This is a genomic window from Streptomyces sp. NPDC048171 (assembly GCF_043202655.1).
Classification (GTDB): Bacteria; Actinomycetota; Actinomycetes; order Streptomycetales; family Streptomycetaceae; genus Streptomyces.
The window spans coordinates 132,625-158,831 of record NZ_JBIDAU010000001.1 but is presented as its reverse complement, the minus strand read 5'-3'; the positions used below and the strand labels follow the sequence as shown (position 1 = coordinate 158,831).

29 protein-coding genes, 1 tRNA gene and 1 riboswitch are annotated in these 26,207 nt (G+C 71.2%); of the genes, 14 read left to right on the top strand and 16 right to left on the bottom strand.

Translation table 11 applies throughout. From position 1 onward, the window contains the following. The first annotated feature begins 86 nt into the window (after positions 1–86). From ACGF3J_RS00695 to ACGF3J_RS00670, 6 genes are read left to right on the top strand one after another with little or no spacing between them, the layout of a single operon-like run. Positions 87–1,805, top strand: coding sequence for an ATP-binding protein (locus tag ACGF3J_RS00695; RefSeq protein WP_393853301.1), 1,719 nt, complete (start codon positions 87–89; stop codon positions 1,803–1,805). A gap of 2 nt (positions 1,806–1,807) precedes the next feature. Next, positions 1,808–2,257 (top strand): roadblock/LC7 domain-containing protein, encoded by a 450-nt coding sequence (locus tag ACGF3J_RS00690; RefSeq protein ID WP_161326840.1) that lies wholly within the window; start codon positions 1,808–1,810, stop codon positions 2,255–2,257. Continuing rightward, positions 2,254–2,607, top strand: coding sequence for a DUF742 domain-containing protein (locus ACGF3J_RS00685; protein ID WP_125494343.1), 354 nt, complete (start codon positions 2,254–2,256; stop codon positions 2,605–2,607). Before ACGF3J_RS00690 ends, ACGF3J_RS00685 begins: the two co-directional genes overlap by 4 nt. Continuing rightward, positions 2,585–3,223, top strand: coding sequence for an ATP/GTP-binding protein (locus tag ACGF3J_RS00680; RefSeq protein ID WP_161326839.1), 639 nt, complete (start codon positions 2,585–2,587; stop codon positions 3,221–3,223). The genes ACGF3J_RS00685 and ACGF3J_RS00680 overlap by 23 nt, the downstream gene beginning before the upstream one ends. Then, positions 3,220–4,440, top strand: coding sequence for a cytochrome P450 (locus ACGF3J_RS00675; RefSeq protein ID WP_161326838.1), 1,221 nt, complete (start codon positions 3,220–3,222; stop codon positions 4,438–4,440). Before ACGF3J_RS00680 ends, ACGF3J_RS00675 begins: the two co-directional genes overlap by 4 nt. An 11-nt stretch (positions 4,441–4,451) precedes the next feature. Next, entirely contained in the window at positions 4,452–5,678 is a 1,227-nt protein-coding gene (locus ACGF3J_RS00670; protein WP_161326837.1) for a cytochrome P450, read from the top strand. A 64-nt stretch (positions 5,679–5,742) separates the two neighbouring features. On the opposite strand, the gene ACGF3J_RS00665 is transcribed toward ACGF3J_RS00670, so the two are convergent. Beyond that, entirely contained in the window at positions 5,743–6,216 is a 474-nt protein-coding gene (locus tag ACGF3J_RS00665) for a carboxymuconolactone decarboxylase family protein (RefSeq protein WP_161326836.1), read from the bottom strand. 136 nt (positions 6,217–6,352) lie between these two features. After that, positions 6,353–7,252, bottom strand: coding sequence for an alpha/beta fold hydrolase (locus ACGF3J_RS00660; protein ID WP_393853300.1), 900 nt, complete (start codon positions 7,250–7,252; stop codon positions 6,353–6,355). A gap of 202 nt (positions 7,253–7,454) precedes the next feature. On the opposite strand from ACGF3J_RS00660, the gene ACGF3J_RS00655 reads away from it, so the two are divergent. Beyond that, entirely contained in the window at positions 7,455–7,757 is a 303-nt protein-coding gene (locus ACGF3J_RS00655) for a hypothetical protein (protein ID WP_393853299.1), read from the top strand. A gap of 230 nt (positions 7,758–7,987) precedes the next feature. Here ACGF3J_RS00655 and ACGF3J_RS00650 read toward each other — a convergent pair whose 3' ends face one another. The 3 genes from ACGF3J_RS00650 to ACGF3J_RS00640 all read right to left on the bottom strand — a co-directional run bounded on the left by ACGF3J_RS00650 (position 7,988) and on the right by ACGF3J_RS00640 (position 11,302). After that, entirely contained in the window at positions 7,988–8,347 is a 360-nt protein-coding gene (locus ACGF3J_RS00650; protein WP_161326833.1) for a VOC family protein, read from the bottom strand. Positions 8,348–8,373: 26 nt separating this feature from the next. Then, positions 8,374–9,852 carry an MFS transporter gene (locus ACGF3J_RS00645; RefSeq protein WP_386932432.1) on the bottom strand — a complete coding sequence of 493 codons (1,479 nt, stop codon included), beginning with the start codon at positions 9,850–9,852 and terminating at the stop codon, positions 8,374–8,376. Between the two features lie 106 nt (positions 9,853–9,958). Beyond that, entirely contained in the window at positions 9,959–11,302 is a 1,344-nt protein-coding gene (locus tag ACGF3J_RS00640) for a DUF445 domain-containing protein (RefSeq protein WP_393853298.1), read from the bottom strand. A gap of 199 nt (positions 11,303–11,501) precedes the next feature. On the opposite strand from ACGF3J_RS00640, the gene ACGF3J_RS00635 reads away from it, so the two are divergent. Beyond that, positions 11,502–12,866 carry an SGNH/GDSL hydrolase family protein gene (locus ACGF3J_RS00635; protein ID WP_161326830.1) on the top strand — a complete coding sequence of 455 codons (1,365 nt, stop codon included), beginning with the start codon at positions 11,502–11,504 and terminating at the stop codon, positions 12,864–12,866. Between the two features lie 31 nt (positions 12,867–12,897). Here ACGF3J_RS00635 and ACGF3J_RS00630 read toward each other — a convergent pair whose 3' ends face one another. The 4 genes from ACGF3J_RS00630 to ACGF3J_RS00615 are packed head-to-tail and all read right to left on the bottom strand — an operon-like array spanning position 12,898 to position 16,270. After that, the gene (locus ACGF3J_RS00630; RefSeq protein WP_393853297.1) at positions 12,898–13,578 is read right to left on the bottom strand and encodes a DUF1707 domain-containing protein; all 681 of its coding nucleotides are present in this window, start codon (positions 13,576–13,578) and stop codon (positions 12,898–12,900) included. Between the two features lie 33 nt (positions 13,579–13,611). Continuing rightward, positions 13,612–14,607, bottom strand: a complete 996-nt coding sequence (locus ACGF3J_RS00625; protein ID WP_161326828.1) for an ATP-binding cassette domain-containing protein — start codon at positions 14,605–14,607, stop codon at positions 13,612–13,614. Between the two features lie 21 nt (positions 14,608–14,628). Beyond that, the gene (locus tag ACGF3J_RS00620) at positions 14,629–15,471 is read right to left on the bottom strand and encodes an ABC transporter permease (protein ID WP_352155542.1); all 843 of its coding nucleotides are present in this window, start codon (positions 15,469–15,471) and stop codon (positions 14,629–14,631) included. Further along, positions 15,464–16,270, bottom strand: coding sequence for an ABC transporter permease (locus ACGF3J_RS00615; RefSeq protein WP_393853296.1), 807 nt, complete (start codon positions 16,268–16,270; stop codon positions 15,464–15,466). Before ACGF3J_RS00615 ends, ACGF3J_RS00620 begins: the two co-directional genes overlap by 8 nt. Before the next feature lie 214 nt (positions 16,271–16,484). Here ACGF3J_RS00615 and ACGF3J_RS00610 point away from each other — a divergent pair, with 214 nt between their 5' ends. Beyond that, positions 16,485–18,905, top strand: a complete 2,421-nt coding sequence (locus ACGF3J_RS00610; protein WP_202557602.1) for a transglycosylase domain-containing protein — start codon at positions 16,485–16,487, stop codon at positions 18,903–18,905. Here ACGF3J_RS00610 and ACGF3J_RS00605 read toward each other — a convergent pair. From ACGF3J_RS00605 to ACGF3J_RS00595, 3 genes are all read right to left on the bottom strand, one after another. Continuing rightward, on the bottom strand, positions 18,899–19,219 hold the full coding sequence (locus ACGF3J_RS00605) for a multidrug efflux SMR transporter (RefSeq protein WP_055417143.1): 321 nt from the start codon (positions 19,217–19,219) through the stop codon (positions 18,899–18,901). The two genes, ACGF3J_RS00610 and ACGF3J_RS00605, sit on opposite strands and share 7 nt — an antisense overlap. 32 nt (positions 19,220–19,251) lie before the next feature. Beyond that, positions 19,252–19,321: riboswitch (guanidine-III (ykkC-III) riboswitch) on the bottom strand. A gap of 62 nt (positions 19,322–19,383) precedes the next feature. Next, the gene (locus ACGF3J_RS00600) at positions 19,384–19,686 is read right to left on the bottom strand and encodes a co-chaperone GroES (protein ID WP_202557607.1); all 303 of its coding nucleotides are present in this window, start codon (positions 19,684–19,686) and stop codon (positions 19,384–19,386) included. A gap of 77 nt (positions 19,687–19,763) precedes the next feature. Further along, positions 19,764–20,096, bottom strand: coding sequence for a DUF3618 domain-containing protein (locus tag ACGF3J_RS00595; protein WP_161326825.1), 333 nt, complete (start codon positions 20,094–20,096; stop codon positions 19,764–19,766). Between the two features lie 92 nt (positions 20,097–20,188). On the opposite strand from ACGF3J_RS00595, the gene bcp reads away from it, so the two are divergent. The 4 genes from bcp to ACGF3J_RS00575 all read left to right on the top strand — a co-directional run bounded on the left by bcp (position 20,189) and on the right by ACGF3J_RS00575 (position 22,199). Continuing rightward, entirely contained in the window at positions 20,189–20,656 is a 468-nt protein-coding gene (gene bcp, locus ACGF3J_RS00590; RefSeq protein ID WP_122619862.1) for a thioredoxin-dependent thiol peroxidase, read from the top strand. 133 nt (positions 20,657–20,789) lie between these two features. After that, positions 20,790–21,440 carry an HNH endonuclease signature motif containing protein gene (locus ACGF3J_RS00585; RefSeq protein ID WP_161326824.1) on the top strand — a complete coding sequence of 217 codons (651 nt, stop codon included), beginning with the start codon at positions 20,790–20,792 and terminating at the stop codon, positions 21,438–21,440. Further along, on the top strand, positions 21,437–22,108 hold the full coding sequence (locus tag ACGF3J_RS00580; RefSeq protein ID WP_161326823.1) for an HNH endonuclease: 672 nt from the start codon (positions 21,437–21,439) through the stop codon (positions 22,106–22,108). Before ACGF3J_RS00585 ends, ACGF3J_RS00580 begins: the two co-directional genes overlap by 4 nt. Positions 22,109–22,123: 15 nt before the next feature. After that, positions 22,124–22,199: transfer RNA gene (locus ACGF3J_RS00575), tRNA-Leu, on the top strand. 56 nt (positions 22,200–22,255) lie between these two features. On the opposite strand, the gene rdgB is transcribed toward ACGF3J_RS00575, so the two are convergent. The 4 genes from rdgB to ACGF3J_RS00555 all read right to left on the bottom strand — a co-directional run bounded on the left by rdgB (position 22,256) and on the right by ACGF3J_RS00555 (position 24,548). Further along, positions 22,256–22,858 carry an RdgB/HAM1 family non-canonical purine NTP pyrophosphatase gene (gene rdgB / locus ACGF3J_RS00570; protein WP_125493673.1) on the bottom strand — a complete coding sequence of 201 codons (603 nt, stop codon included), beginning with the start codon at positions 22,856–22,858 and terminating at the stop codon, positions 22,256–22,258. A 47-nt stretch (positions 22,859–22,905) separates the two neighbouring features. Continuing rightward, positions 22,906–23,310 carry a hypothetical protein gene (locus ACGF3J_RS00565; protein WP_161326822.1) on the bottom strand — a complete coding sequence of 135 codons (405 nt, stop codon included), beginning with the start codon at positions 23,308–23,310 and terminating at the stop codon, positions 22,906–22,908. A 170-nt stretch (positions 23,311–23,480) separates the two neighbouring features. Continuing rightward, positions 23,481–24,218 (bottom strand): ribonuclease PH, encoded by a 738-nt coding sequence (gene rph / locus ACGF3J_RS00560; RefSeq protein ID WP_393853295.1) that lies wholly within the window; start codon positions 24,216–24,218, stop codon positions 23,481–23,483. Positions 24,219–24,314: 96 nt separating this feature from the next. Continuing rightward, positions 24,315–24,548 carry a glucose PTS transporter subunit EIIB gene (locus ACGF3J_RS00555; RefSeq protein ID WP_003975905.1) on the bottom strand — a complete coding sequence of 78 codons (234 nt, stop codon included), beginning with the start codon at positions 24,546–24,548 and terminating at the stop codon, positions 24,315–24,317. 158 nt (positions 24,549–24,706) lie between these two features. Between ACGF3J_RS00555 and ACGF3J_RS00550 the strand changes: the two genes are divergently transcribed. Beyond that, a complete protein-coding gene (locus tag ACGF3J_RS00550) occupies positions 24,707–26,002 on the top strand; it encodes a PTS transporter subunit EIIC (RefSeq protein WP_161326820.1) in 1,296 nt (431 codons plus the stop codon). Positions 26,003–26,207: the final 205 nt, after the last annotated feature.

The window sequence follows — 26,207 nt, the reverse complement described above, 5'->3', positions numbered from 1 at the left end:
CGGCGCCTTCGCGCTCCGCGCCTTCGCGCCGCCCTCCGCCGGTCTCGGCCCACCCCCACCGACGGCTTCCGATCCGTGAGGACCTGATGACTGAACTGATAGTGAGCGCCACCGCGTTGCTGGCGGTGGCCGGAGTCGGGGCCGCGTGGTATTTCCGGCGCAAACGCGACGAGGCCCGCCGCCGGGCCGATCAGCTGCGCGAGCACGCCGACCGGCTCACCCTGCAACTCGTCGCGGCCGAGCAGTGCGTGGGGCACCTCGCGGCCAACGTGATCCCCGCGGCGGCCAAGGGCGGTGAAGGACCCGAAGCGGGCGGGCTCCTCGTGCCGGCGCAGCTCGAAGGGACCCCGCTCGCCGAGCGGCTGCGTGCCGTCCCCGGGGCGGTCGCCTCGGCCGTGGCGGACGTGCGGGGGCAGGAGCGGGCTGCGGCCGCCCATGCCGCGGCCCAGGCCGCCGAGCAGGTCCGGCAGGACACCGAGCGGCACGTCGCGCAGGTGCGGCACGAGTCCGTCGGCGTGGCCCGGGCCGCCGTGCGCGGCTTCGCCAACAACGTCGTGGCCCGGTCGGCGCGGCTCGGCCGGGCCGTCAGCCAGGGCGTACGGCGGCACATCTCGGACGAGGCGTACGCGACGCTGGTGGAGATCGACCACCTCGCGCAGCAGATGCTGCTCACCGCGTCGGGGTACTCCGTACTCGCCGGGGACAAGCTGTCCCGGCGCTGGCCCGCCACCTCGCTGACCGACATCACGCGGGCGGCGATGGGCCGGATCGAGGGGTACGAGCGGATCAAGCACCCCGACATGGGGTCCGTGGTGGTCGAGGGACGCGCGGTGGAGGCGGTCGTGCACGCGCTCGCCGTCCTGCTGGACAACGCGCTGCGCTACTCCCCGCCCGCCGCAAGTGTCCACGTCTCCCTCGAACAGGGGCACCACGCCTGCTTCCTGATCGTGGACGACGCCGGGCTGCGCATGGACGACGAGCGGCTGCTGTGGGCCGGCAACGTGATGTCCGGCGAGCAGCGCGACGACATCACCCGCCTCGGCGCCCACCCCCAGACCGGGCTGCGCGTGGCGTCCCTGCTCGCGGAGAACTACGGCTTCCGCGTCGAGCTGACCGCGCCGAACATCTACCAGGGGACCCGGGCCATGGTCGTCCTGCCGAAGAACCTGCTCGTCGATCCCGCGGCGGGACGAGGGGCGGGGAGCGGGGCGGGGACTGCCGCCGGGGCTGTATCAGGAACGGCGGCGGGGTCCGTCACGGGGACGGCTGAGCCCGTCGCCGCGACCGCCGCCCCGTCGGCCACCGCTCCCACGCCCCCGGCGCCCGCGCCCGCCCCCACTCCCGCCCCGGCCCTCACCACCGAGCCCGCGCACCAGCCCACGCACGAGCCCACGCCGGAGCACGAACCAGCCGCCCCCAGCCCGGAACCCGCACCGGTACCAGCACCAGCACCGGAGCCCGCACCGGCATCAGCACCTGCGCCCACGACCGCGCCCGCCACCACCCCCGCACCCCCCACCACCACCGCCAGCGGCCTCACCGTCCGCCGCCGCTCCCCCGCCCCGGCCCCGTCGCGCCCACGCCCCGCACCGGCCGCCGACACCGAGCCCGGCCGTCCGGCCGTCGCCGCCGCCTGGGCCGCCGGCACCCGGCGCGGCCGCGACGGGGAGCCCGCACCGGCCGCGACGGATGCCGGGAGCACGGACCGGGGCACTCCCCGCGAGGCCGCCCAAGCCTCCCCCACCGCCGCCCACAACGCCCCCCACCCGGCCGCCCGCGACGCCGCTCACGACGAAGGACACTGATCGTGCAAGACACACACACCAACAGCCTGGGCTGGCTGCTCGACCAGGAACTCGGCACCGTCGAGGGCGTCCGCTACGCCGTGTTGATGAGCAGCGACGGGCTGCTGAAGGCCCGTACGGCGACGATCGGCCAGGACGACGGGGAGAAGTTCGCGGCGCTGACCGCGGCGCTGCGGGCGGCGGGCAAGGCCTGGGACGAGTTCACCGGCGGGGCGGGCATGCGCCAGCTGCTGATCGAGTCGGTCGGCTGCATCGGACTGACGACCACCGCCGCGAAGAACACCATGCTGTCGGTGTGCACGACCGGGCCCGACGCCGACGTCGGGCTGATCTCCCACCACATGGTGCGGCTCGCCACCCGGGTGGGGCACGAACTGGGCACGGCGGAACGCGTGCCGGTCGCCGAGGGCGCGACGGGCGCGGGAGGCGCGGAAGGCGGCTCGACGGCATGACGGGGCCGCGGCGTGACCCCGACATGGTCAGGCCCTACGTCCGTACCGGGGGCCAGGTCCGCGCGCGCGAGGACGTGCGCCCGGAGAGCGTGGTCATCGCCGCGACCGGCCCCACGGACACCCTCGCCCCGGACGCCCGCCGGGTGATGCGGCTGTTCGCCGGCGCGGACGGCGGCCTGGCCGTCGCCGACATCGCCGCCGCGCTGGAGCTGCCGCCCTCCACGGTGCGGATCCTCGTCTCCTCGCTGATGGACTCCGGCCACCTGTCCAGCCCGGTCGCCGCGACCGAGCACCAGCCCGACTTCGACCTGCTGCAGGAGGTACTCCGTGGACTGCGCTCCATGGTCTGACCCGCCCGTCACCTACGTCCCGGCCTCGGTGACGCGGTCGGCCAAGATCGTGGTCGCGGGCGGCTTCGGTGTCGGCAAGACGACGTTCATCGGCAGCGTCTCGGAGGTACGGCCGCTGCGGATGGAGGAACCCATCACGCAGGCCAGCGCCGGCGTGGACGACCTGCGCGGCACCCCGCACAAGACGACGACGACCGTGGCGATGGACTTCGGCCGCATCCACATGGCCGACGGGCGGCTCGCGCTGTACCTGTTCGGGCTGCCGGGGCAGTCCCGGTTCCAGCCGCTGTGGGAGGACCTGGCGGAGGGCGCCCTCGGCTGTCTCGTGCTGGCCGACACCCGTGACCTCGACGCGTCCCACGACGCCCTCGGGCTCCTGGACGGCGCCGGCATCCCGTACGCCGTCGCGATCAACACCTTCCCCGGCGCGCCGGGTTACCCCGAAGCGGAGCTGCGCGAGGCGCTGGCCCTGGAACCCGCCACCCCGCTGACGGCCTGCGACGCCCGCGACCGCACGTCCTCGCTGCACGCCCTGATCACGCTCACCGAGTACCTCTCCGAGCACCAGCAACAGCGCGAGCACCGCTCCGCCGCCCTCTTGGAGTCCCGCCCATGACGTCGCCCTCCGCCGAGCCCGCGCCGACGAGCCCAACGGGCCGGATCGCCCTGTACGAACCGGAGTTCGCGGCGGATCCGCACGCCGCGTACCGGCGCATGCGGCGCACCCACGGTCCGCTCGTCCCCGTCGATCTGGCGCCCGGTGTCCCCGCGACCCTGGTGATCGGCTACTACCAGGCCCGCCGCATCCTCAACGATCCGCTGCGCTTCCCGGCCGACCCGCGTGCCTGGGAGAAGCTGATCCCGGCGACCTGCCCGGTCCGGCCGATGATGGAGTGGCGGCCCAACGCGCTGCGCTCGGGCGGCGCCGAGCACGCCCGCTACCGGTCCGCCAACACCCACGCCATCGAAAAGGTCGACCAGCACGGACTGCGCGCCCTCGTCGAGAAGGTCGCCGACGGTGCCATCGACGGGTTCCGCACCGCCGGCTCGGCGGACCTGCTCACCCAGTACTCGTTCCCCATCGCCTTCAGCGTCCTGAGCGCGCTGCTGGGCTGCCCGGACGAGATCGGGCAGCGCATCGCCGACGGCATGGCGAAGATCTTCGACACCACGAACGCCCAGCGCGGCAACGAGATCCTCGCCCAGGCCGTCTCCGACCTCGTGACCCTGCGCCGGCAGCACCCCGGCGACGACATCACGTCCCGGCTGACGCTGCACCCCGCGGAGCTGACCGACGAGGAGATGGGCCATCAGCTCGTCACGCTCTACGGTGCCGGGATCGAGCCGCTGACCAACCTGATCAGCAACACGATCCTGAAGATCCTCACCGACGAGGAGTTCTCCGCCGACCTGCACGCCGGGCTGTCCACGGTGCGCGACGCGCTCGACGCCGTCCTCTACACCGACCCGCCGATGGCCAACTACTGCATCTCCTATCCCCCGTATCCCATCGACGTGGAGGGGGTGCTGCTGCCGGCCGACCAGCCGGTGGTGATCTCGATGGCGGCCGCGAACAACGACCCGGCCCTGACGGAGGGCGTGCCCGAGGGCCGGCACACGGGCAACCGGGCCCATCTGGCCTGGAGCATCGGCCCGCACTCCTGCCCGGCCCGTTCGCACGCCTACCTCATCGCGGAGACCGCGGTCACCCACCTCCTGGACGCGCTGCCGGAGACGGACCTCGCCCGCCCCCTCGCCGACCTCACCTGGCGTCCCGGCCCGTTCCACCGGGCCCTGGAATCGCTGCCCGTCACCTTCCCCGCCGCACACTAAGGAGCCAGGTCATGGCGACCCAGCAGTCTCCCCTCGTCCTCGACCCCACCGGTGCCGGTCACCACGCCGAGCACCGCGCCCTGCGGGAGCGCGGCCCGGCCACGCGGGTGGACGTGCTCGGCGTGGAAGCCTGGTCGATCACCGACCCCGCCCTGCTCAAACAGCTCCTGACCAGTCCGGACGTCTCCAAGGACGGGCGGGCGCACTGGCCCGCCTTCGGTGAGGTGGTGACCACCTGGCCGCTCGCCCTGTGGGTGGCGGTGGAGAACATGTTCACCGCGTACGGCCAGGGCCACCGCAAGCTGCGCCGGCTGGTGGCCCCGGCCTTCAGCGCCCGTCGCATCGAGGCGATGCGGCCGGCCGTGGAGGGGATGGTGGCGGGGCTGATCGACCGGCTCGCGGAGCTGCCCGCCGACCAGCCGGTCGATCTGCGGCAGGAGCTGGCGTATCCGCTGCCCATCGCGGTGATCGGTCACCTCATGGGCGTGCCCGAGGACCAGCGGGAGGGCTTCCGCGCCCTCGTCGACGGCGTCTTCGACACGACGCTGAGCCAGGCCGAGGCGATGGCCAACACCGCCCGCCTGTACGGGGTCCTGGACGAGCTGATCGCCGACAAGCGGGCCACGCCGGGCGACGACATGACGTCCCTGCTCATCGCGGCCCGGGACGACGAGGGGGACGGTGCCCGGCTCTCCCCCGGGGAACTGCGCGACACGCTGCTGCTGATGATCAGCGCCGGCTACGAGACCACCGTCAACGTCATCGACCAGGCCGTGCACACCCTGCTGACCCAGCCCGACCAGCTGGAACTGGTCCGCAAGTCCGCCGTCACCTGGGGCGACGTGGTGGAGGAGACGCTGCGTCACGAACCGGCGGTCAAACACCTGCCATTGCGGTACGCGGTCACGGACATCGCCCTGCCGGACGGGCGGACCATCGCCCGCGGGGAGGCGATCCTCGCCTCGTACGCCGCCGCCAACCGGCACCCGGACTGGCACACCGACGCCGACACCTTCGACGCGACGCGCGTGGTCAAGGAACACCTGGCGTTCGGGCACGGCGTGCACTTCTGCCTCGGCGCGCCGCTGGCCCGCATGGAGGTCGTGCTCGCGCTGCAGAGCCTCTTCGACCGCTTCCCCGGCATCCGCCTCGCCGATCCGGCGGAGGAACTGCCGCCCGTGCCCTCGCTGATCAGCAACGGGCACCAGCGGCTGCCGGTCCGGCTGTACGCCGACTGAACCGCCGGGACGGCGCGCCCCGGCGTTCGGGGCGCGCCGTCCACCGGCCGGGAGGCTCCGCGGATCAGCCGAACATGCCCGGCTCGTAGTCGCCCGCCGGCTGCTGGGTGATGACGTTCATGCGGTTGTAGGTGTTGATGATGGCGATCAGTCCGACCAGCGCGGTCAGCTGTTCCTCGTCGTAGTGCTCGGCGGCCTTCGCCCACGCCTCGTCGGTGACGCCGCCGCCCGAGTCGGCGATGCGGGTGCCCTGTTCGGTCAGTTCGAGGGCGGCGCGCTCGGCGTCGGTGAAGACCTTGGCCTCGCGCCAGGCGGCGATCAGGTTGAGGCGCAGGGAGGTCTCCCCGGCCTTCGCGGCGTCCTTGGTGTGCATGTCGAGGCAGAAGCCGCAGCCGTTGATCTGGCTGGCGCGGATCTTGACCAGTTCCTGGGTCGCGGCCGGCAGCGTCGAGTCGGTCACGGCCTTGCCGGCCGAGTTGATGTGGCGCAGGAGCTTGCCGGCGAGGGGGTTCGAGAACAGGGCGAGTCGAGCTTCCATGAGAGGGTCCTCCGTCGTGGGTCGTCCGACCGGTCCGGCCGGGTGGCCGGTGGTGCGCTCTGGGGCTACACCGCTACGACGGAGCGCGCGGGGGTGATGTGACAGGCTGCGGAGATCCGCGCATGTGACCTGCGTCTCACCCCTTCGCGGCGGGTCCTTCGGGCCGTTCGGGCCGTTCCAGCAGCCTGAGCAGGGCGGCCGTGACGTCGGCCGGGCGTTCGTCCATCACCCAGTGCCCCGCGTCGTCCAGCATCGTCAGTTCGGCGCGGGGCACGGCCGCGGCCAGCCCGGTCGCGATGTCCGGGCTCAGATACGGGTCCGCGCGGCCCCAGACCACCGCCGTCGGGCAGGTCACCGCGCCCAGGCGGCGGCGCAGCTCGGGGCGGGGCGGGGTGCGGTAGTCACCGAAGTAGTGGAGCAGCCAGCGGCGGCCCTCCGGGGTGTCCATCCAGTCGACGTAGCCGTCCAGGAGGCGGGCGTCGAGATGGCCCGCGCGGACGAGCGGGGCGAAGGTGCGGCGGTGCAGGGCGGCGTACGGCAGGCGCATGGCCGCGGGCCGGAGTGCGGGGGTGCGTCCGGCGATGCCGATCAGGCTGAAGACGGCGTACCAGCGGCGGGTGAACGTGGCGTGCGCGCGGCTGTTGAGGACGGCCAGCCTGCGTACCCGCGCGGGGTGGGTCTCGGTGAAGCCCAGGGCGAGGAAGCCGCCGTAGTCGTGACCGACCAGGTTCACCGAGTCGAGCCCCAGGGCGTCCAGGAGCCGGCCGAGCCGGGCGACCTCGGTGTCGTAGTCGAAGGGCAGGTGGAGCGGGCGGTCGGACTCGCCCCAGCCGAGGAGGTCCGGGGCGACGACCCGGTGGCGGGCCGCGAGGGGCGGGACCTGGTGGCGCCAGCAGTGGTGGCTGGCGGGGTAGCCGTGCAGGAGCAGCACGGGTTCGGCGTCGAGCGGCCCCGACTCCCAGCAGGCCACCCTCGCTCCGTCCACCCGGACCGACCGGGCGCGGGGCCGGTCCGTGCCGGGACTCTGCGTGTTCATCGGCTGCGCGCTCCCTCGGTCGTCCGTCCCCCCTCAACCGTGCGGATACCCGGAAGTGACGCGGCCAGGGCGCGGCTTGCGGCCGAACGGGGGGTACGCCCGCGCCGACGGGCGCGGGAGAGGCGCTCACCCCGGCGCGTGCGCCGGGCACGACGGTGATTAGCCTCGGAAGCATCAGTCGGTGGCGTGGCAGGAGGCAGAGATGGCGAAGGTTCCCAGTGCGGCGGTCGCCGCGGGCGGTCTCGTCGGCGGGTTCGGCGTGGCCCGCTGGACCAAGCGGCGGGAGCTGGGCGGGGCCGTGCTGGCCGTGGCGGGGGCCGCCGCCGCACAGCAGTGGCGGCAGCGGGCGGGCGGCGCAGCCGCCGGTGCCCTGACGGCCGCCTACGTGGCGGGCTTCGCCGGATCCCACCCCCTGGCCAAGAAGGTGGGCGCCTGGCCCGCCGTCCTCGGGGTGGCCGGCGCGGTGGCCCTGGCCTCCTGGGCGGTGGCCGACCGGCACGCCTGAGCGTTCTGGCGTCAGGAGCGCCGGGTCCGCCCTGATGCCCTCACCGTCCCGGCCTCGCGGGTCCCACCCCGGGCCGGGGAGGTGTGCACCTGGCCCGCCTCCTCGGCGTGGCCGACGCGGTGGCCCTGGCCTCCTGGGCGGTGGCCGACCGGCACGCCTGAGCGGTCTGGCGTGAGGCCGGCCGGCGAGCCTGAGCGGTGCGCCTGACCGGTGCGCCGCGCGGGAGTCGGTCAGGTGCGGTGGGTCAGGACGTTGATGATCTTTCCGTTCGGGTCCCGTACGAAGAAGCGCCGCACGCCCCACTCCTCGTCCTGAGGCTCCCGTACGATCTCCGCGCCCGACGCGGCCACCTGGGTGTAGACCGCGTCGACGTCCTCGACCTCCACGCTCAGGTCGGGGACGACGGGCGCGGTGCGTTCCTCGCTGAAGAGGCTGATCTGGGCGGTCGGGTTGGACGGCGAGGCCAGGGTCGTCACCCAGCCCATGTCCATGACCTCCTCGAAGCCGAGGAGCCCGTAGAAGTCGCGGCTCGAGTTCCACAGCTCCTCGGACTCGATGTGCAGGTTGGGGACGATTCTGCGGATGGTCATCGGGTGGCTCCTGATCCCGTTCTTCCCTAGGGCTGCGCCTTCACCGAGGACAGCGGTTCGGCGATGTCCTCAAGCGAACGGCGTTCCGCCTTCACCGCCAGGAACGCCGCCACCAGACCGGCCGCGCACATCAGCCCGGCACCGACCTGGAAGGCGAGAACAGTGTCCCCGACCACGCCGGACTCCGTCAGGTCGGCGAAGAGCAGCGGGCCGCTGATGCCGCCGGCGGCGGTGCCGAGGGCGTAGAAGAAGGCGATGGCCATGGCCCGGGTCTCCATCGGGAAGATCTCGGAGACGGTCAGGTAGGCGCTGGACGCGCCGGCCGACGCGAAGAACAGCACCACGCACCAGCAGGCCGTCATCGTCGTGGCCGTGAGCGAGCCGCGGTCGAACAGGTACGCCGTGCCGAAGAGCAGCACGCCGGACAGCAGATACGTACCCGAGATCATGATCCGGCGCCCGACCGTGTCGAAGAGCGGGCCGAGGAGCAGCGGGCCGAGGAAGTTGCCGGCGGCGATGACGGCGAAGTAGTAGCCGGTGCTGCCGGTCGGCACGTCGAAGAAGGTGATGAGGATGGTGCCGAAGCCGAAGGTGATGGCGTTGTAGAGGAAGGCCTGGCCGATGAAGAGGGAGAGGCCGAGGACGGCGCGGCGCGGGTAGCGGCTGAAGACGGTCTTGGCGATCAGACCGAAGCCGATGCTCTTGCGCTGGTGGATGGTGATCTCACCGGCCGGCGGCGGCAGCTTCTCGCCCTTCTCCGCCTCGATCTCCCGTTCCACGGACGAGACGAGGGTGTCCGCCTTCTCGCCCTGGCCGTGGATGAACTGCCACCGTGGGCTCTCCGGCACGTGCCGCCGTACGAGCAGGATGACCAGGCCGAGGACGACGCCGAGGCCGAAGCTGAGCCGCCAGCCGAGGTCCTTGGGGAAGATGTCGGTGTCCAGCATCACGATCGACAGCAGCGCGCCGCCGATGGCGCCCAGCCAGTAGCTGCCGTTGATGATGAGGTCGACCCGGCCCCGGTACTTGGACGGGATCAGCTCGTCGATCGCGGAGTTGATGGCCGCGTACTCGCCGCCGATGCCGAAGCCGGTGAGGAAGCGGAAGAGGAAGAACCACCAGGACTCGAAGGACAGGGCGGTCAGCGCGGTCGCCGCCAGGTAGACGACCAGGGTCGTGATGAACAGCTTCTTGCGGCCGTAGCGGTCGGTCAGCCAGCCGAAGAACAGGGCTCCCGAGCACGCGCCCGCCACGTACAGGGCGGCGGCGAGGCCGGTGATCTGGGCGGAGCTGATGTCGAGGCCGCTGCCGTCCTCGGCGATGCGTCCGGCGACATTGCCGACGATCGTGACCTCCAGACCGTCCAGGATCCAGACGGTGCCGAGGCCGATCACGATCATCCAGTGCCATCGCGACCAGGGCAGGCGGTCCAGGCGGGCCGGGACGGCCGTGGTGACGGTCCCGGCGGAGGCGGGCACCGGACCCGACGCCGATTCTGCTGTCATGGCTCCCTCTCCGTCGAGCGAACGCCTCCCTTGTGCCCGGCACCGCAGGGAACACGCCCGCCGCGCCGGGTGGCAGAAGGCCCGCCGGACCGGCGCCGGACGGGGCCTACGCCCCCAGCATGCGGGAGACCGTGTAGATCAGCAGCCCGGCCAGCGAGCCGACCACCGTGCCGTTGATGCGGATGAACTGGAGGTCGCGGCCGATGTTCGCCTCGATCTTCTTGGTGGTGTGCTCGGCGTCCCAGCTCGCCACCGTGTCGGTGATCAGGGAGGTGATCTCGCGGCGGTAGGTCGTCACCACGTACACCGCGGCGCCCTCCACCCACCCGTCGACCTTGCCCTGCACCTTGGGGTCGGAGGCCATCCGGGCGCCCAGGGAGAGCAGCGAGGCCCTCACCCGCAGCCGCAGTTCGCTGCGCTCGTCCTCCGCCGCGGAGACGATCATGGATCGTACGGCCGTCCAGGCCGACGCGATCAGGTCCTGGACCTCGCCGCGGCCCAGCACCTCGGTCTTCAGCCGCTCCACGCGCGCGCGGGTGTCCGTGTCGGACTGGAGGTCGGAGGCGAAGTCGGCGAGGAAGCGGTCGAGGGCGCCGCGCGCCGGGTGGGCGGGCATGTCGCGCATCTCGGTGACGAAGCGCAGCAGCTCCTTGTAGACCCGCTCGCCGACCCTCTTGTCCACGAACCGGGGCGTCCAGCCGGGCGCCCCGCCCTGTACGGCGTCCATCACGGAGTCGCCGTGCAGCACCAGCCAGTCGTGGGCGCGGGAGACGACCAGGTCGACGGCGCGTTTGTGGCCGCCGTCGGTGACGATCCGGTCCAGCAGCTTGCCGATGCCGGGGGCGATCTCCTGGGCGTCGGCCCGGCGTGTGATCGCCTCCCCCACCACGGCCTGCACGTCGGAGTCGCGCAGCACCGTGAGGGCGCCGCGCAGGGCGGCGGACAGCTCGGCCGTCACCCGGTCGGCGTGTTCGGGCACGGCGAGCCAGGCGCCGAGCCGGCTGCCGATGCCGACGGCGCGCAGCCGCTGCCGCACGACGTCCTCGGAGAGGAAGTTCTCGCCGACGAACTCACCCAGGGAGACGCCGAGCTGGTCCTTCTTCTTGGGGATGATCGCGGTGTGCGGGATGGGGATGCCGAGCGGGTGGCGGAAGAGGGCGGTGACGGCGAACCAGTCGGCGAGGGCGCCGACCATGCCGGCCTCGGCGGCGGCGCCGACATAGCCCGCCCAGGCGCCCGCGCCGCGGTGGGAGGCCCACTCGGCCAGCACGTACACCACGGCGACGAACAGCAGCAGTCCGGTCGCGGTGAGCTTCATCCGGCGTACGCCGCGGCGCTTCTCCTCGTCGGCCGGGCTGAAGGAGGTCATCGCGCGGTCACGGAACGCCCCCGCGCCGGTACCCGTGCGCTCCCCTGAGCCGCCGGGAAGTTCCGCCTTCGTGCGTTCCATCCGCTCCACCCGTTCGCTGATCCGTCCCGCTCACATTGTCCCTTCCTGACCGACTCCTGGAACGGAACACAAGTTCCCGGCGTCTCTCCTGGAGGGGTAACGCAGGGGGCTCGTGCGGCCTTTCCCCGGCCCATGCCTCATCATGGGTTCATCGGACCGGAGCCTCGGGGCTCCCCTCGCCCGAGGAGAACAGCACAACATGACCCGGGGTCGTGACGGGGGTGCGGGGGCACCTCCCACCAAGCACCGTGCCCTGCTGGCGGCGGTCGTCACCTTGATAGTGGCGATTTCCGCGGCCATATACGCCGGAGCGTCCGCGGACGACGGCAGCACGGAACAGTCGCCGCTCGCGGGCGGTCGATTCCCGCGCGGCGACGCCGCTCCCGCCTCCACCGGCTCGTGGGTCGGCGCGTGGTCCACCTCGCCGGCGGCCGCCGAACCGGGCACCGAGACGACGGGCATGGCGGGCCGTTCGGTACGCAACGTCGTGCACGCGGGCGTCGGCGGCACCAGCGCGCGGATCACCCTGTCCAACCTGTACGGGCAGTCGCCGCTGACCGTGACGCACGCCTCCATCGCCCTGGCCGCCGGCCCCGACACGGCCGCCGCGGTCGCCGACACGATGCGCCGGCTCACGTTCCGCGGCAGCCCCCGGGTGATCATCCCGGCGGGCGGCCAGGTGATGAGCGACATCGCCCGCATCACCGTCCCGTACGGCGCGGACGTCCTGGTCACCACGTACTCCCCGGTGCCGTCCGGCCCGGTCACCTACCACCCGCAGGCCCGGCAGACCAGCTACCTGGCCGCCGGCGACCGCACGTCGGACGTCACGGCCGTCGCGTACACCACCGGGACGCCGTACTGGCGCTACCTGACGGCGCTGGACGTGCTGAGCAACGAGGCCCGGGGCACCGTCGTCGCGATCGGCGACTCGATCACCGACGGCTTCGGCTCCGAGGTGAACGCCAACAACCGCTGGACCGACGTGCTCGCCGAGCGGCTGCACGACGCGGCCGGCGACGGGCGGGACGCGCCCCGCTACAGCGTCGTCAACCAGGGCATCAGCGGCAACCGGATCCTGACCAGCAGGACGGGCCGGCCCGCCGACAACCCGAGCGCGCTGAGCCGTTTCGAGCGGGACGTGCTGCAACGCACCAACGTCAAGGTCGTCGTGATCGTCCTCGGCGTCAACGACATCCTGAACAGCCCGGCACTCGCCGACCGGGACTCCATCCTCGTCGGCCTGCGCACCCTGACCGACCGGGCGCACGCGCGGGGGCTGCGGGTCGTCGGCGCGACGATCATGCCGTTCGGCGGCTACCGGAACTACACGCCGGCCCGCGAGGCCATGCGGCAGCAGGTCAACGAGGAGATCCGGTCCGGCCGCGTGTTCGACGAGGTCGTCGACTTCGACAAGGCCCTGCGCGACGCCTACGACCCGCGCCGGCTCCGTGGCGACTACGACAGCGGGGACCACCTGCACCCCAGCGACAAGGGGTACGCCCGCATGGGCCAGGTCCTCGACCTGGACTCCCTGAAGGGCGCGGTCCCCGTCGAGGCGTGAGCCGCCCCGGCAGACCGGCGCCGGCGGCGGCTCAGGAGTCCCGGCGGCGTTCCAGCTTCTGCTGGCGGCGCTCCTCCTTGATCCGGAGCTTCTCCGCGCGGGTCAGCTTGCGTTCCACGCCGACGCCGCCCCAGAAGGCGAAGCCGGTCACGATCACGCGCGGGGCGCCCGGGTCGCCGGGGACGCCCTCCTCGCGGTGGTCGAAGCCGCCCATGATCCCCATGCCGCGGACGATCACCTCGACCCCGGGCGGCACCACCACGTTCATCCCGCCCATGATCGCGACGCAGTTGATCACGACCTCGCCGTGCGCGAAGTCCGCCTCGCGCAGGTCGATGTCCCCACCGCCCCAGAACGCGAACGAGCTGAACCGCCGGGGCACCGTCCAGCGCCCCTTGCGCTGGAACCCGGACATCACCGCGACCGCCCACGTCGACGAGGGCTCGCCGCCGGTGATCCGGCCCGCCCAGTCCCCCGTGGCCGCCGGCTCCTTGGTCATCGACACCTTGGGCACCGCGACCGCCGTACCCACCGGCAGGTCCCGGGTGATCGGCGCCAGCTCCCCGTAGGTCCGCGCGCTGTACGTGGCGTCCAGCCGCTCCTCGAACTCGGTCATGTCGAGGCGGCCCTCCGCGAGGGCGTCCCGCAGGACCTCGGCGACTCGTTCACGGTCGGCGTCGGATGCGCGGAGCTCCGGGGCGTCGTCGGTCATGTACAGCAGCCTACGAGGTCACCGCGCCGGGCACTACGCGCTCGCGCGTTCCGCGTACATCTTGGCGATCACCGCTTCGATGTCCGGTTCCCGCACCGACAGGTCCACCAGCGGATACTCCGCGGCGATCCGCGCCACCAGCCCCGCCGCCGACGCGGACGCCGGGAACGCCAGCCACTGCCGCGGCCCCTCCACCCGCACCACCCGCGCGGGCGCCGGCGCCTCGATCGGCGGCAACTCCCGCTCCAGGTCCACCACCAGCGTCCGCTCGCTCTCCCCCGCCTCGTGCAGCCCCGCCAGCGGACCGTCGTACATCAGCCGCCCGTGGTCGATGACCATCACGCGCGAGCACAACTGCTCGATGTCCTGGAGGTCGTGCGTGGTCAGCAGCACCGTCGTGCCGCGCTCCGCGTTCAAGTCCCGCAGGAAACCCCGCACTTTGGCCTTCGACACCACGTCGAGGCCGATCGTCGGCTCGTCCAGGTACAGCACCTCGGGGTCGTGCAGCAGCGCCGCCGCGATGTCGCCGCGCATCCGCTGGCCCAGCGAGAGCTGCCGCACCGGCACGTCCAACAGCTCCTGCAGCTGGAGCAGTTCCACGCAGCGGTCCAGGTTCTCCCGGTAGCGGGCGTCCGGGATCCGGTACATGCGGTGCATCAGCCGGTAGGAGTCGATCAGCGGCAGGTCCCACCACAGCGTCGTCCGCTGCCCGAACACGACCCCGATGCGGTGCGCCAGCCGCGTCCGCTCCCGGGACGGGTCGATCCCCGCCACCCGCAGCCGGCCCCCGCTCGGCGTCAGGATGCCGGTGAGCATCTTGATCGTCGTCGACTTCCCGGCGCCGTTCGGCCCGATGTAGCCGACCATCTCGCCGCGCGCCACCGTGAAGGACAGCCCGTCCACGGCCCGCACCTCGTGCCGCTCCCGCTTCAGGAAACCCGTCTTCCTGCGCACGTCGAAGACCTTCTCGACGCCGTCCAGCTCGATGAAGGCCCCGCCCTGCGGCGCGGCGCTCTCCCCCTCGGTCATCGCCGTCGGCTCCCTCACTCGTCAGCTCCCTGTACTCCGGTACGAAAGCAGCCCCGCCCGCCAGGCCAGCCCCGCCAGCGCGCAGCAGACCACCGCCACCAGCGGTGACGTGAACGCCACCCACTCGGGCAGGTCCAGCGGGAAGGGCCGGTCCAGCACATACCCCGCCGGCAGCCAGTTGACGAAGGCCAGCGGCACCACGAAGGTCACCCCCCGCACCAGGTCCAGCGCGAACACGGTCGGCGGATACTGCAGCATCGTCGTGCCGCCGTAGGTGAACGCGTTCGACACCTCCGCCGCGTCCTGCGCCACGAACTGGAACGCCGCCGCCGCCACGAACACCGCGCAGAAGATCCCCGCCCCGCTCAGCAGCATCACCGGCATCAGCAGCAGCTTCGCCGCCGTCCAGTCGATGTCCAGCAGCACCAGCGCGTAGACCAGCACCAGCACCCCCTGCGTCACCCGGCCGAGGCGGCGCAGCGCGAACCGGTCCGCCGCCACCTGCGCCAGCACCGGCGCCGGGCGCACCAGCAGCGTGTCCAGCGTGCCGTCGCGCACCCGCCGGCCCAGCCGCTCCATCGAGCCGACCGCCAGGTCGGCCAGCCCGAAGGACACCCCCGCCACCCCGTACAGGAACGCCACCTCGCCCAGCGACCAGCCGCCCAGCGCGTCGACGCGGGAGAACATCAGCAGGATCGCCACGAAGTCCAGCGCGGTCGCCGCGAAGTTCCCGAACGTCGTCAGCGCGAACGACGTCCGGTAGGCCATCGTCGACCTGATCCACATCGTGGCGATCAGGCCGTACGTCCGCACCCCCTCCGCCACCCGGCCGCGTTCCCGGGCCGCGCGCGCCGTCTCAGCCACCCTGGACCACCACCCGCCGCGTCGCCGCCGACTGCGTCAGCCGCCCCACCGCCAGCAGCGCGACCGCCCACCCGGCCTGGAAGACGAACGTCGCCGGCGCGTCGGCCTCACCGAGCAGCACGTCGGCCGGCGCCTGGAGCAGCGACGACCACGGCAGCATCCGGACCACCTCGCCGAGCGCGCCCGGGAACACGTTCAGCGGAAGCAGCATCCCCGAACAGAAGAACCCCGCGAGCCACGCCATCTGCGTCACCCCCGCGCCGTCCATCAGCCAGAACGCCGAGAGCGCCACCAGGTACCGCAGCGCGAAACTGACCGCCGCCGCCAGCACCACCGCCACCAGGAACGCCGCCCACCTCGACACCTCCCCCGGCAGGGCCACCGGGAAGAACAGCGACCCGAACGCGAACGGCACGACCCCGCGCCCCAGCAGCTGGAACACCGCCCGCCCCAGGTCCGCCGCCAGCCACCACAGCTGGAGGTCGGCCGGCCGATACAGATCGACGGCGATGTCACCCGTACGGATGCGCTCCATCAATTCGTCCTCGAACCCCCCGCCACCGATCGCCAGCGCCGCCAGCAGGGCCTGCCCCAGCCAGACGAACGTCACGGCCTGCGCCTGGTCGTAGCCGCCGAGCTGCGGGTTCTCCTCCCACAGGGCCAGATAGGTGTAGACCAGAATCAGTCCGAAGACCGTGTTGGTGAACACCCCGGCGGCGGTGGCCGCACGGTAGGTCGCGTACCGTCTGAATCCCCCCGCCGCGACGGCCACGTACAACCGCCCCGAGCCCACGCCCACGGCCCCTCCCCCTCCGACCGGCACCAAAGCGCAGGAGCCTAGTGCGACGGCGACCCCCCGTGCCACGGAATTTCACGGGTGTGCCGCCGAGCGGGAACGGAACCCGCGGTGCGAGAGTCTTCACCAGAGGGCCCAGAAGACCCAGAGGGCGCAGAGGCGCACAAGGCCGTACGAGTCCAGACCGTACGACGCGAAACAGGAGTCCGTGCACGACATGAGCGACGAGCCGCAGCCGCAGCAGCCGCAACAGGGCTGGGCGCCGAGAGAGCCACAGGCGGCCGGCGACGGGGACGCGAAGAAGCCCAAGCGGCCGAAGCGGACCGGCTGGCGCAGGCTGATCCCGACCTGGCGCATCGTGCTGAGCACCTGTGTGATCGGCCTCCTGCTGCTGGTCGGCGGCTTCTTCCTCGGCTACCACCTGGTGCAGATCCCGGCCGCCAACGCGGCCGCCACCAAGCAGTCCAACGTCTACCTGTACGCCGACGGCAGCGTCCTCGCCCGCGACGGCGAGGTCAACCGGGAGAGCGTCGGCCTCGCCCGCATCTCCAAGGACGCCCAGCACGCCGTCCTGGCCGCCGAGGACCGCGACTTCTACAGCGAGTCCGCCATCGACCCGGGCGCCATGGTCCGGGCCGGCTGGAACACCGCGACCGGCAAGGGCAAGCAGTCCGGCTCCACGATCACCCAGCAGTACGTCAAGAACTACTACCTGGCCCAGGAGCAGACGGTCACCCGCAAGGTGAAGGAGTTCTTCATCTCGATCAAACTCGACCGCGAGAAGAGCAAGAGCGAGATCCTCGAGGGCTACCTCAACACCAGCTTCTTCGGCCGCGGCGCCTACGGCATCCAGGCCGCCGCCCAGGCCTACTACGGCATCGACGCCAAGGACCTCACGGCCGGCCAGGGCGCCTACCTCGCCTCCCTCCTCAACGCCCCCAGCCAGTACGACGTCGTCGCCCACCCCGAGAACAAGGGCGCCGCCGAGTCCCGCTGGAACTACGTCATGAAGGGCATGGTCGACAAGGGCTGGCTGAGCGCCTCCGAGCGCGCCGCCGCGAAGTTCCCCGTGCCCAAGCAGTCCACGGTCTCCACCAGCATGTCCGGACAGCGCGGCTACGTCGTCAACATCGTCAAGGACTACCTGGTCCAGAACGGGATCGTGGACGAGGAGGAACTCGACCGCGGCGGCTACCGCATCACCACGACCCTCCAGAAGGACAAGCAGAACGCCTTCGTCAAGGCCGTCGACGACAAACTGATGTCCCAGCTGGACAAGAAGGAACGCAAGGTCGACAACTACGTCCGCGCGGGCGGCGCCTCCGTCGACCCGAAGACCGGCAAGGTCGTCGCGATGTACAACGGCATCGACTACGTCAAGCAGTACACGCCCAACGCCGTCCGCCGGGACTTCCAGGTCGGCTCCACCTTCAAGCCCTTCGTGTTCACGTCCGCCGTCGAGAACCACTCCGAGACACAGGACGGCGACACGATCAACCCGAACACACGCTACGACGGCACCAGCGAGCGCCCCGTCAAGGGCTGGAGCGGCGGCCGCTACGCCCCCGAGAACGAGGACCACCGCGACTACGGCGACGTCACCGTCCGCGAGGCCACCGACAAGTCCATCAACGCCGTGTACGCCCAGATGGCCGTCGACGTCGGCTCCGACAAGGTCATGGAGACCGCCATCGACCTCGGGCTCTCCAAGAACACCCCGGAACTGACGCCCTCCCCCTCCATCGCCCTCGGCGTCGCCACCGCCAGCCCCCTCGACATGGCCGAGGCGTACGCGACCCTCGCCAACCACGGCAGGCACGGCACGTACACGCTGGTCGAGCAGGTCATGAAGGACGGCAAGCACGAGGTCGAGCTGCCCGAGCGGCGCGAGCGCCAGGCCGTCAGCCGCGAGTCCGCGGACACCACGACGTCCGTGCTGCGCAGCGTCGTCGAGAACGGCACCGCCACCGCCGCCCAGGCCGCCGGCCGTCCCGCGGCGGGCAAGACCGGCACCGCGGAGGAGGACACCGCCGCCTGGTTCGCCGGCTACACCCCCGAACTGGCCACCGTCGTCGCCGTCATGGGCCAGGACCCGAAGACCGCCGCGCACAAGTCGCTGTACGGCGCGACGGGGTTGGCCAGGATCAACGGTGGCGGCGCGCCCGCCGAGATCTGGGGCCAGTACACCCGCAAGGCGCTGGAGGGCGAACCGGTCAGCGACTTCGACCTCCAGCTCCAGACCGGTGCCGACGTCACCGCGCCCCCGTCCGCCGACGCCTCGGACGAACCGGGCTCCGGCGACGAGAGCGGCAGCAGCGAACCGGACGACGAGTCCACCGGCGACGAGGACTCCGGCACCGAGACCCCGGGCGACGGCAGCGGCGGCACCAGCACCTCGCCCGGCGACTCCGGCGGCTCGGGCGACTCCGGCGGCGAGACCGGCGCCCCGACCACCGGCGGACCCTCGGGCGGCGCCAGCACGGAGCCGGGCCCCACGGGCGGCGGCGGAGGCGACGACTCGGCGAACGGCGGCACCACCGAGGGCGGCGGCGGGGACACCGACGGGGCGGGGGGCGGCGGCTCCGACCCGACCGCCGGCACCGTCGCCGGCGTCCCGGTGACACCCCGGCGTCAGTGACCCGAGGTCGCCTTGAGACCCACGACGGCGACCAGCAGCAGACAGATGAAGAAGATCCGGGCGGCGGTCACCGGCTCACCCAGCACGACCATGCCGAGCACCGCCGCCCCGGCCGCACCGATCCCCACCCACACGCCGTAGGCGGTACCGATGGGGAGCGTCCGGGCCGCGTACGACAGCAGCACCATGCTCGCGACGATCCCGGCACCGGTGAACAGACTGGGCACGAGCCGGGTGAAACCGTCGGTGTACTTCATCCCGATCGACCAGCCGACCTCGAGCAGACCGGCGACGAGCAGCAGAACCCAGGCCATGACGGCACCTCCGTGAAACGAAAAGGAACGGTGGTGCGTCGTCTTTTCGCTCAACCCGGTACGGCGCGTCTCGTCGGGTGCCTCCAAGGTAGCAAAGACAGCGGAGAGGGGCGGTGACACCGGTCACCGCCCCTCTCCGTACAACGGGCTCCGTACTGCCGGCCCTACAGATACAGCCCGGTGGAGTCCTCGGACCCCTCGAACCGGTCCGCGGCCACCGCGTGCAGGTCACGCTCCCGCATCAGCACGTAGCCGACCCCCCGCACCTCCACCTCGGCGCGGTCCTCCGGGTCGTACAGCACCCGGTCGCCCGGCTCGACGGTCCGTACGTTCTGCCCGACGGCGACGACCGCCGCCCAGGCCAGCCGCTTTCCGACCGCAGCCGTGGCGGGGATCAGGATGCCGCCCCCGGAACGCCGCTCGCCCTCACCGGTGTCCTGCCGCACGAGTACGCGGTCGTGCAGCATCCGGATGGGCAGCTTGTCGTCCTGGGAGCCGTGCTCGTTTCTCTTGGCGCTCACGCCCCGAACCTACCTGCCCCGGCTCAGCGCCCGCGCCGCCGGGTACTGCCCAGGGCGAGCAGCCCCACGACCCCGACCACCACGAGCGCGACGGGCACGACCCGCTCAAGACGGGGCGCGCCCTCCTCGTCCACGAACTGCGACTTCACGTCGCTGACCGCGCTGTTGACCTTGACGTACGCGCGCCCGAGGGTGTGGTCGACGCTGGAGGCGACCTTGGCCTTGGCGTCGCCCACGATCGTCTTCGGGTGCACCCGCATCCCGAGCTCGTCGAGCGTCTCGGCCAGCACCTCGCGTCGGCGCTTGATGTCCGCCTCGATCTGCGCCGGGGTCCTGCTGTCCGACGTGTCCGCCACCGTACGCCTCCGAAGTCCTCTGACACTGTCCCGCACAGTCTGTCAGCTACTCGCTTCTCCGCACTGTCAGGACCCCCGGTTACGCTGATTCGATGAGCGAGCGACTCCAGCCCGGGGACCCGGCCCCCGCCTTCACCCTCCCGGACGCCGACGGCAACGAGGTGTCCCTGTCGGACCACAAGGGCCGCAAGGTCATCGTCTACTTCTACCCTGCTGCCCTTACCCCCGGCTGCACGAAGCAGGCGTGCGACTTCACGGACAACCTGGAGCTGCTGGCCGGCGCCGGGTACGACGTGATCGGCATCTCCCCCGACAAGCCGGAGAAACTCGCCAAGTTCCGCGAGGCCGAGTCCCTGAAGGTCACCCTCCTCGCCGACCCCGACAAGAAGGCCCTCGACGCGTACGGCGCCTTCGGCGAGAAGAAGAACTACGGCCGCACCTACATGGGCGTCATCCGCTCCACGATCGTCGTGGACGAGGAGGGCAAGGTCGAGCGGGCCCTGTACAACGTCCGCGCGACGGGCCACGTCGCCAAGATCATCAAGGACCTGGGCATCTGACCCCTCTTCCCTGCGGGGCCCGTACCGGACCTTTCCGGTACGGGCCCTTCCGCATGCCGTGCGTGACTGTCCGATAGTCGGTTCGTTACTCCGTACGAGGCTGCGAACGCGTGGCCGGGATGGAGGGGACCTGGTGGGGGCGAGTGCGTACAGCAGGGAGCGGCTGGAGGAGGCTGCTCGGGGGGCTCGGACGTTGTCGGAGGCGTTGGTGTGGTTGGGGGTGGATCCGAGGAGTTGGAAACGGCGGTACATCTTCGATCGGATGCGCAAGCTGGGGGTGGACGTCTCACACTTCGGGCGCGAGGGAGTGAAGTGGACGAGGGAGATCCTGGAGCCGGTGATCGCCGAGTCGGCGAGTGTCAACGAGGTCCTCCGTCGACTGGGACTCGACCCCGTGGGAGGGCATCACACGAACCTCTCCCGGCGGATCAAGGCGTACGGAATCGACACGTCGCACTTCACGTCGGTAGCCCGCACCGAACGGCAACGCCACAACCGGCGGCGCCGGACTGCTGACGAAGTCCTCATTGAGGACACGTCGGACCACGCAAGGCGAGTCCCGGGCAGCCGCCTCAAGAGGGCGATGCGCGAATTGGGGACGGAGGAACGGTGCGCTCTCTGCGGAATCGAGCCGGTGTGGTTCGGGGAGCCATTGCCTCTCGAGGTCGACCACATCGATGGCGACTGGCGGAACAACCGCATCGAGAACCTTCGAATGCTCTGTCCGAACTGCCACTCAACAACGGACAGTTACCGGGGCCGCAGCAAGAGGAGCACCTCGTGATCACCGGCACGCGGTACACCCGCGAGTTGTTGGCCGAAGCAGCCGCCAGATGTTCCGACATCTACGAGGTCGTCACCTTCATCGGCACCCAGCCCTACCGCAATCTCCGTCGGCATCTGTACAACCGCTTCGAGCACTTCGGCATTGACATCTCGCACTTTCCCCGTAGGAGGCGAGGTGTGGCGCCTCACCCAAGACCAACTGTTGACGAGCTACGAAGCGCGGTCGCAGGAGCGATCTCCATCGCAGGAGCCCTGGAGTCCCTGGGGAGACCCGGCAACGGTCGGTTTCGCAGGCTGTTTCACGAGTGGGTCGCGGAAGACGCCATCGACACGTCCCACTTCCTTGGGCAGGCACACCAGCGGGGCAGGACAAGCTCGACAGCCAAGGGTGCTGCGGACATCCTGGTCCAGCGGGACAACGGCCGCCGGACGAAGACCTCTCTGCTGCGCCGTGCGCTTCGCGAAGTCGGCGTTCCCGAGGAGTGCGCAAGGTGCAGGGTTGCTCCGGAGTGGCTCGGCAAGCCCATGACGCTGGAGGTCGACCACGTGAACGGGGACTGGCGCGACAACCGACGTGAGAATCTGCGCCTGCTGTGCCCGAACTGCCACGCGATCACCAGCACCTGGTGCAGAGGCGGGCGCCGAATGGCCCGCGGAGCCCAGTAGAGTAGGTGCCGCTGCGGGCCCGTACCCCAGCTGGCAAAGAGGGCGCCGGTTTAGGTCCGGTGTGTCGTGGGTTCGAGTCCCACCGGGCCCACAGGTAGGGCGAGCCCCGCACCTTCGATTCGTTGGTGCGGGGCTCGCTTTCTGACTCTAGCCGAGCAGCTCCCGCACCACCGGCACCAGTGCCCGGAACGCCTTCCCCCGGTGGCTGATCGCGTTCTTCTCGGCCGCGCTCAGTTCCGCGCACGTGCGGGTCTCGCCCTCCGGCTGGAGGATCGGGTCGTAGCCGAAGCCGCCCGTGCCGGCGGGGGTGTGGCGGAGGGTGCCGCGGAGTTGGCCCTCGACCACGCGCTCCGTGCCGTCGGGCAGGGCCAGGGCGGCCGCGCAGGCGAAGTGGGCGCCCCGGTGTTCGTCGGCGATGTCGCCGATCTGGGCGAGGAGGAGGTCCAGGTTGGCCTGGTCGTCTCCGTGGCGGCCGGCCCAGCGGGCGGAGAAGATGCCCGGCGCACCGTTCAGGACGTCGACGCAGAGGCCGGAGTCGTCGGCGACGGCGGGCAGGCCGGTGGCCTGGGCGAGGGCGTGGGCCTTGAGGAGGGCGTTCTCGGCGAAGGTGACGCCGGTTTCCTTGACGTCGGGGATCTCCGGGTAGGCGTCCGCGCCGACGAGGTCGTGGGGCAGGCCCGCGTCGGCGAGGATGGCCCTCAGTTCGGTGATCTTTCCGGCGTTTCGGGTGGCGAGGATCAGGCGGGTCATGGGGACCAGTATCGCCGGACCGCGCCGCCCGGGCTGGGGGCCCTCCCCTACGGCGTGCAGACCTTCGTCAGTTCGCCGGCCGCGTCGGTGACGGGGCTGAGGTCGGGGGTCTCGTCGCCGTTCTGCACCGAGGTCCGGACGTTGTCGACGGCCTTGCCGAGGTCGTCGACGGCCTGGTTGACGTCCGTGTTGTCGGTCTGGTCGCCGATCTTGTCCAGGTTCTTGTCGATGGAGTCGAGGGACTCCTCCCACTGGGTGGGGTCGGACGTGTTCTCCACGGCCTGCTGGAGTTCGGTGACGCTGTCGGCTATCGCGTCCGCCGTGCGTACGCAGTCGAGGGCCTTGTCGACGGCGTCGCAGCCGGTGGTGAGTCCGGCCGTGAGGGCGACGGCGGCCAGCGTGGCGGCGACGGTGGCGGTGCGGCGAAGGCTGCGGTGGCGGCTCGCGGCCATGGATCTCGTCCTCCCCTTGGCACCGGGCCGGGCGGCCCGTGTGCGGTGCGGCGTCGGGCGTACGGCCGGTGTGGCCGTACGCCCGTGGTGCTGTACTGCTAGGGACGCGGTCGCGGGCGCGTGAGTTGCGTGCCCGCACACACTTCCTTGAGCCGCCCTTGGCTCTCTCTTTACCTTTCCAGGGTCTCGTCGAGCGCCTTGCGCTGGAGTTCGGCGAGGTCGGCGCAGCCGGCGGTGGCGAGGTCGAGGAGCGTGTTGAGTTCGTCGCGTGCGAAGGGCTCGGCCTCGGCGGTGCCCTGGACTTCGACGAAGCGGCCGTCGCCGGTGCAGACGACGTTCATGTCGGTGTCGGCGCGCACGTCTTCCTCGTAGCGCAGGTCGAGGAGCGGGGTGCCGTCGACGATGCCGACCGAGACGGCGGAGACAGTGCCGGTCAGCGGCTTGCGGCTGGGCCTGATGAGCTTCTTGGTCTGGCCCCACGCGATGGCGTCGGCGAGGGCGACGTAGGCGCCGGTGATGGCGGCGGTGCGGGTGCCGCCGTCGGCCTGGAGGACGTCGCAGTCGAGGACGATGGTGTTCTCGCCGAGTTGCTTGTAGTCGATGACGGCGCGCAGGGAACGGCCGATGAGGCGGCTGATCTCGTGGGTGCGGCCGCCGATGCGGCCCTTGACGGACTCGCGGTCGCCGCGGGTGTTGGTGGCGCGGGGAAGCATGGCGTACTCGGCGGTGACCCAGCCTTCGCCGCTGCCCTTGCGCCAGCGGGGGACGCCTTCGGTGACGGAGGCGTTGCAGAGGACTTTGGTGTCGCCGAAGGAGACGAGGACGGAGCCTTCGGCGTGCTTGCTCCAGCCGCGTTCGATGGTGACGGGGCGGAGCTGCTGGGGGGTGCGGCCGTCGATGCGTGACATGCGGGTGAGCCTAGCGGCCCATGCGGAAGGGGCCTTGACCGCAGTGGAAATGCCGCTGCGGTCAAGGCCCCTTGCCGGTGAACCCGATGGGTGGGGTCACATCATGTCTTCGATTTCCGCGGCGATCGGGTCGGCGTCGGTGCCGATGACGACCTGGATGGCGGTGCCCATCTTGACGACGCCGTGGGCGCCGGCGGCCTTCAGGGCGGCTTCGTTGACCAGCGCGGGGTCGTTGACCTCGGTGCGGAGGCGGGTGATGCAGCCCTCGATCTCGTCGATGTTGTCGATGCCGCCGAGGCCGGCGACGATCTTCTCAGCCTTGCTGGCCATGTTCTTTCTCCCTGATCCGGACCGCTTTGTCGCAGTAACCCACAGTTGGCCCATCTTCGCGAGCCATTGTGCGGCGGGTGCCGAATGATGGCGTCACGGCGACGGAGCCGTCTGTCAACTGGTCTACACCAGTGTACCGGCGACCGGATGGAGACCGGATGAGTGCCGACAGTGCGGTCAGCCCCGCGCGCGCCCGTTGGAACAAGGCGTTCCAGGGCCTGCAGAAGATGGGCCGCAGTCTTCAGTTGCCCATCGCGGTCCTGCCCGCCGCCGGCATTCTCAACCGGCTCGGACAGCCGGACGTCTTCGGGGACGACGGTCTCGGCTGGTCGAACGTCTCGAAGGTGATGACCGGGGCGGGTGGCGCGCTGCTCGACGGTGCGCTGGGGCTGCCGCTGCTGTTCTGTGTGGGCGTGGCCATCGGGATGGCGAAGAAGTCGGACGGTTCGACGGCGTTGGCGGCGGTGGCGGGGTTCCTCGTCTACTGGAACGTGCTGCGGCAGTTCCCGGAGGACTGTCCGGAGGGGTCGGAGGCCATCCCGCAGATCGGGTGCCGGCTGACCGACGGGTCGGAGACGGTGACGGCGTTCACCTACCAGAACCCGGGGGTCTTCGGCGGCATCGTGATGGGGTTGCTGGCGGCCTATTTCTGGCAGCGCTTCCACCGTACGAAGCTGGTGGACTGGCTCGGCTTCTTCAACGGGCGCCGGCTGGTGCCGATCATCATGGCGTTCGTGGCGATCGCCTTCGCGGCGCTGTGCCTGTGGGTGTGGCCGCCGATCGGCAGCGCGCTGGAGAGTTTCAGCGACTGGCTGAACGGACTGGGGGCGTGGGGTTCGGGCATCTTCGGGGTCGCGAACCGGGCGTTGCTGGTGATCGGCCTGCACCAGTTCCTGAACGTGCCGATGTGGTTCCAGTTCGGCTCGTACACCAAGCCCGACGGCACGGTGGTGCACGGCGACATCAACATGTTCCTGGCGGGCGATCCGACGGCGGGTCAGTTCACCACGGGCTTCTTCCCGATCATGATGTTCGCGCTGCCGGCGGCGGCGCTGGCGATCACGCACTGCGCGAAGCCGCACCGGCGCAAGGAGGTCGGGGGCCTGATGCTGTCGGTGGCGCTGACGTCGTTCGTGACGGGGATCACGGAGCCGCTGGAGTACTCGTTCCTCTTCATCGCGCCGGCGCTGTACGCGGTGCACGCGGTGCTGACGGGTGTGTCGATGGCGGTGACGTGGGCGCTGGGCGTGAAGGACGGGTTCAGCTTCTCGGCGGGGCTGATCGACTACGTCATCAACTGGAATCTGGCGACCAGGCCGTGGCTGATCATCCCGATCGGGCTGTGCTTCGCGGTGGTGTATTACGCGGTCTTCCGGTTCGCGATCACAAAGTTCGACCTCAAGACCCCGGGCCGGGAGCCCGAGGACGAGGTGGAGGACGTCACGAAGGTGTAGACCTCACGCACCCTCACGTACCCTTTGACCGTGGTCTCGCGAAGGCCCCCGGACCTCCCGTCCGGGGGCCTTCGGCACGCCCTCGCACGCTCCTGAACTGGGGCCTCGCTCCGGCACTGCGCGTAGCGCTCCGGTAGCGGAATCGCGGGTTCCTTACGCGGCCTTCATCGTGCTACAACAGGTCTACACCACTGAGTGGTGTAGA

Excerpts from the sequence above, each read along its gene's own strand:
- ACGF3J_RS00550 (WP_161326820.1), top strand. The coding sequence starts at position 24,707 with ATGAGTGCCGACAGTGCGGTCAGCCCCGCGCGCGCCCGTTGGAACAAG.
- ACGF3J_RS00610 (WP_202557602.1), top strand. The coding sequence starts at position 16,485 with ATGAGCGACGAGCCGCAGCCGCAGCAGCCGCAACAGGGCTGGGCGCCG.
- ACGF3J_RS00670 (WP_161326837.1), top strand. The coding sequence starts at position 4,452 with ATGGCGACCCAGCAGTCTCCCCTCGTCCTCGACCCCACCGGTGCCGGT.
- ACGF3J_RS00600 (WP_202557607.1), bottom strand. The coding sequence starts at position 19,686 with ATGCTGCACGACCGCGTACTCGTGCGGCAGGACACCGGTGAGGGCGAG.
- ACGF3J_RS00685 (WP_125494343.1), top strand. The coding sequence starts at position 2,254 with ATGACGGGGCCGCGGCGTGACCCCGACATGGTCAGGCCCTACGTCCGT.
- ACGF3J_RS00645 (WP_386932432.1), bottom strand. The coding sequence starts at position 9,852 with ATGACAGCAGAATCGGCGTCGGGTCCGGTGCCCGCCTCCGCCGGGACC.
- ACGF3J_RS00625 (WP_161326828.1), bottom strand. The coding sequence starts at position 14,607 with ATGACCGAGGGGGAGAGCGCCGCGCCGCAGGGCGGGGCCTTCATCGAG.
- ACGF3J_RS00635 (WP_161326830.1), top strand. The coding sequence starts at position 11,502 with ATGACCCGGGGTCGTGACGGGGGTGCGGGGGCACCTCCCACCAAGCAC.
- rph (WP_393853295.1), bottom strand. The coding sequence starts at position 24,218 with ATGTCACGCATCGACGGCCGCACCCCCCAGCAGCTCCGCCCCGTCACC.
- ACGF3J_RS00695 (WP_393853301.1), top strand. The coding sequence starts at position 87 with ATGACTGAACTGATAGTGAGCGCCACCGCGTTGCTGGCGGTGGCCGGA.
- ACGF3J_RS00665 (WP_161326836.1), bottom strand. The coding sequence starts at position 6,216 with ATGGAAGCTCGACTCGCCCTGTTCTCGAACCCCCTCGCCGGCAAGCTC.
- ACGF3J_RS00650 (WP_161326833.1), bottom strand. The coding sequence starts at position 8,347 with ATGACCATCCGCAGAATCGTCCCCAACCTGCACATCGAGTCCGAGGAG.
- ACGF3J_RS00675 (WP_161326838.1), top strand. The coding sequence starts at position 3,220 with ATGACGTCGCCCTCCGCCGAGCCCGCGCCGACGAGCCCAACGGGCCGG.
- ACGF3J_RS00660 (WP_393853300.1), bottom strand. The coding sequence starts at position 7,252 with ATGAACACGCAGAGTCCCGGCACGGACCGGCCCCGCGCCCGGTCGGTC.
- ACGF3J_RS00640 (WP_393853298.1), bottom strand. The coding sequence starts at position 11,302 with ATGGAACGCACGAAGGCGGAACTTCCCGGCGGCTCAGGGGAGCGCACG.
- bcp (WP_122619862.1), top strand. The coding sequence starts at position 20,189 with ATGAGCGAGCGACTCCAGCCCGGGGACCCGGCCCCCGCCTTCACCCTC.
- ACGF3J_RS00555 (WP_003975905.1), bottom strand. The coding sequence starts at position 24,548 with ATGGCCAGCAAGGCTGAGAAGATCGTCGCCGGCCTCGGCGGCATCGAC.
- ACGF3J_RS00605 (WP_055417143.1), bottom strand. The coding sequence starts at position 19,219 with ATGGCCTGGGTTCTGCTGCTCGTCGCCGGTCTGCTCGAGGTCGGCTGG.
- rdgB (WP_125493673.1), bottom strand. The coding sequence starts at position 22,858 with ATGACCCGCCTGATCCTCGCCACCCGAAACGCCGGAAAGATCACCGAA.
- ACGF3J_RS00655 (WP_393853299.1), top strand. The coding sequence starts at position 7,455 with ATGGCGAAGGTTCCCAGTGCGGCGGTCGCCGCGGGCGGTCTCGTCGGC.
- ACGF3J_RS00630 (WP_393853297.1), bottom strand. The coding sequence starts at position 13,578 with ATGACCGACGACGCCCCGGAGCTCCGCGCATCCGACGCCGACCGTGAA.
- ACGF3J_RS00565 (WP_161326822.1), bottom strand. The coding sequence starts at position 23,310 with ATGGCCGCGAGCCGCCACCGCAGCCTTCGCCGCACCGCCACCGTCGCC.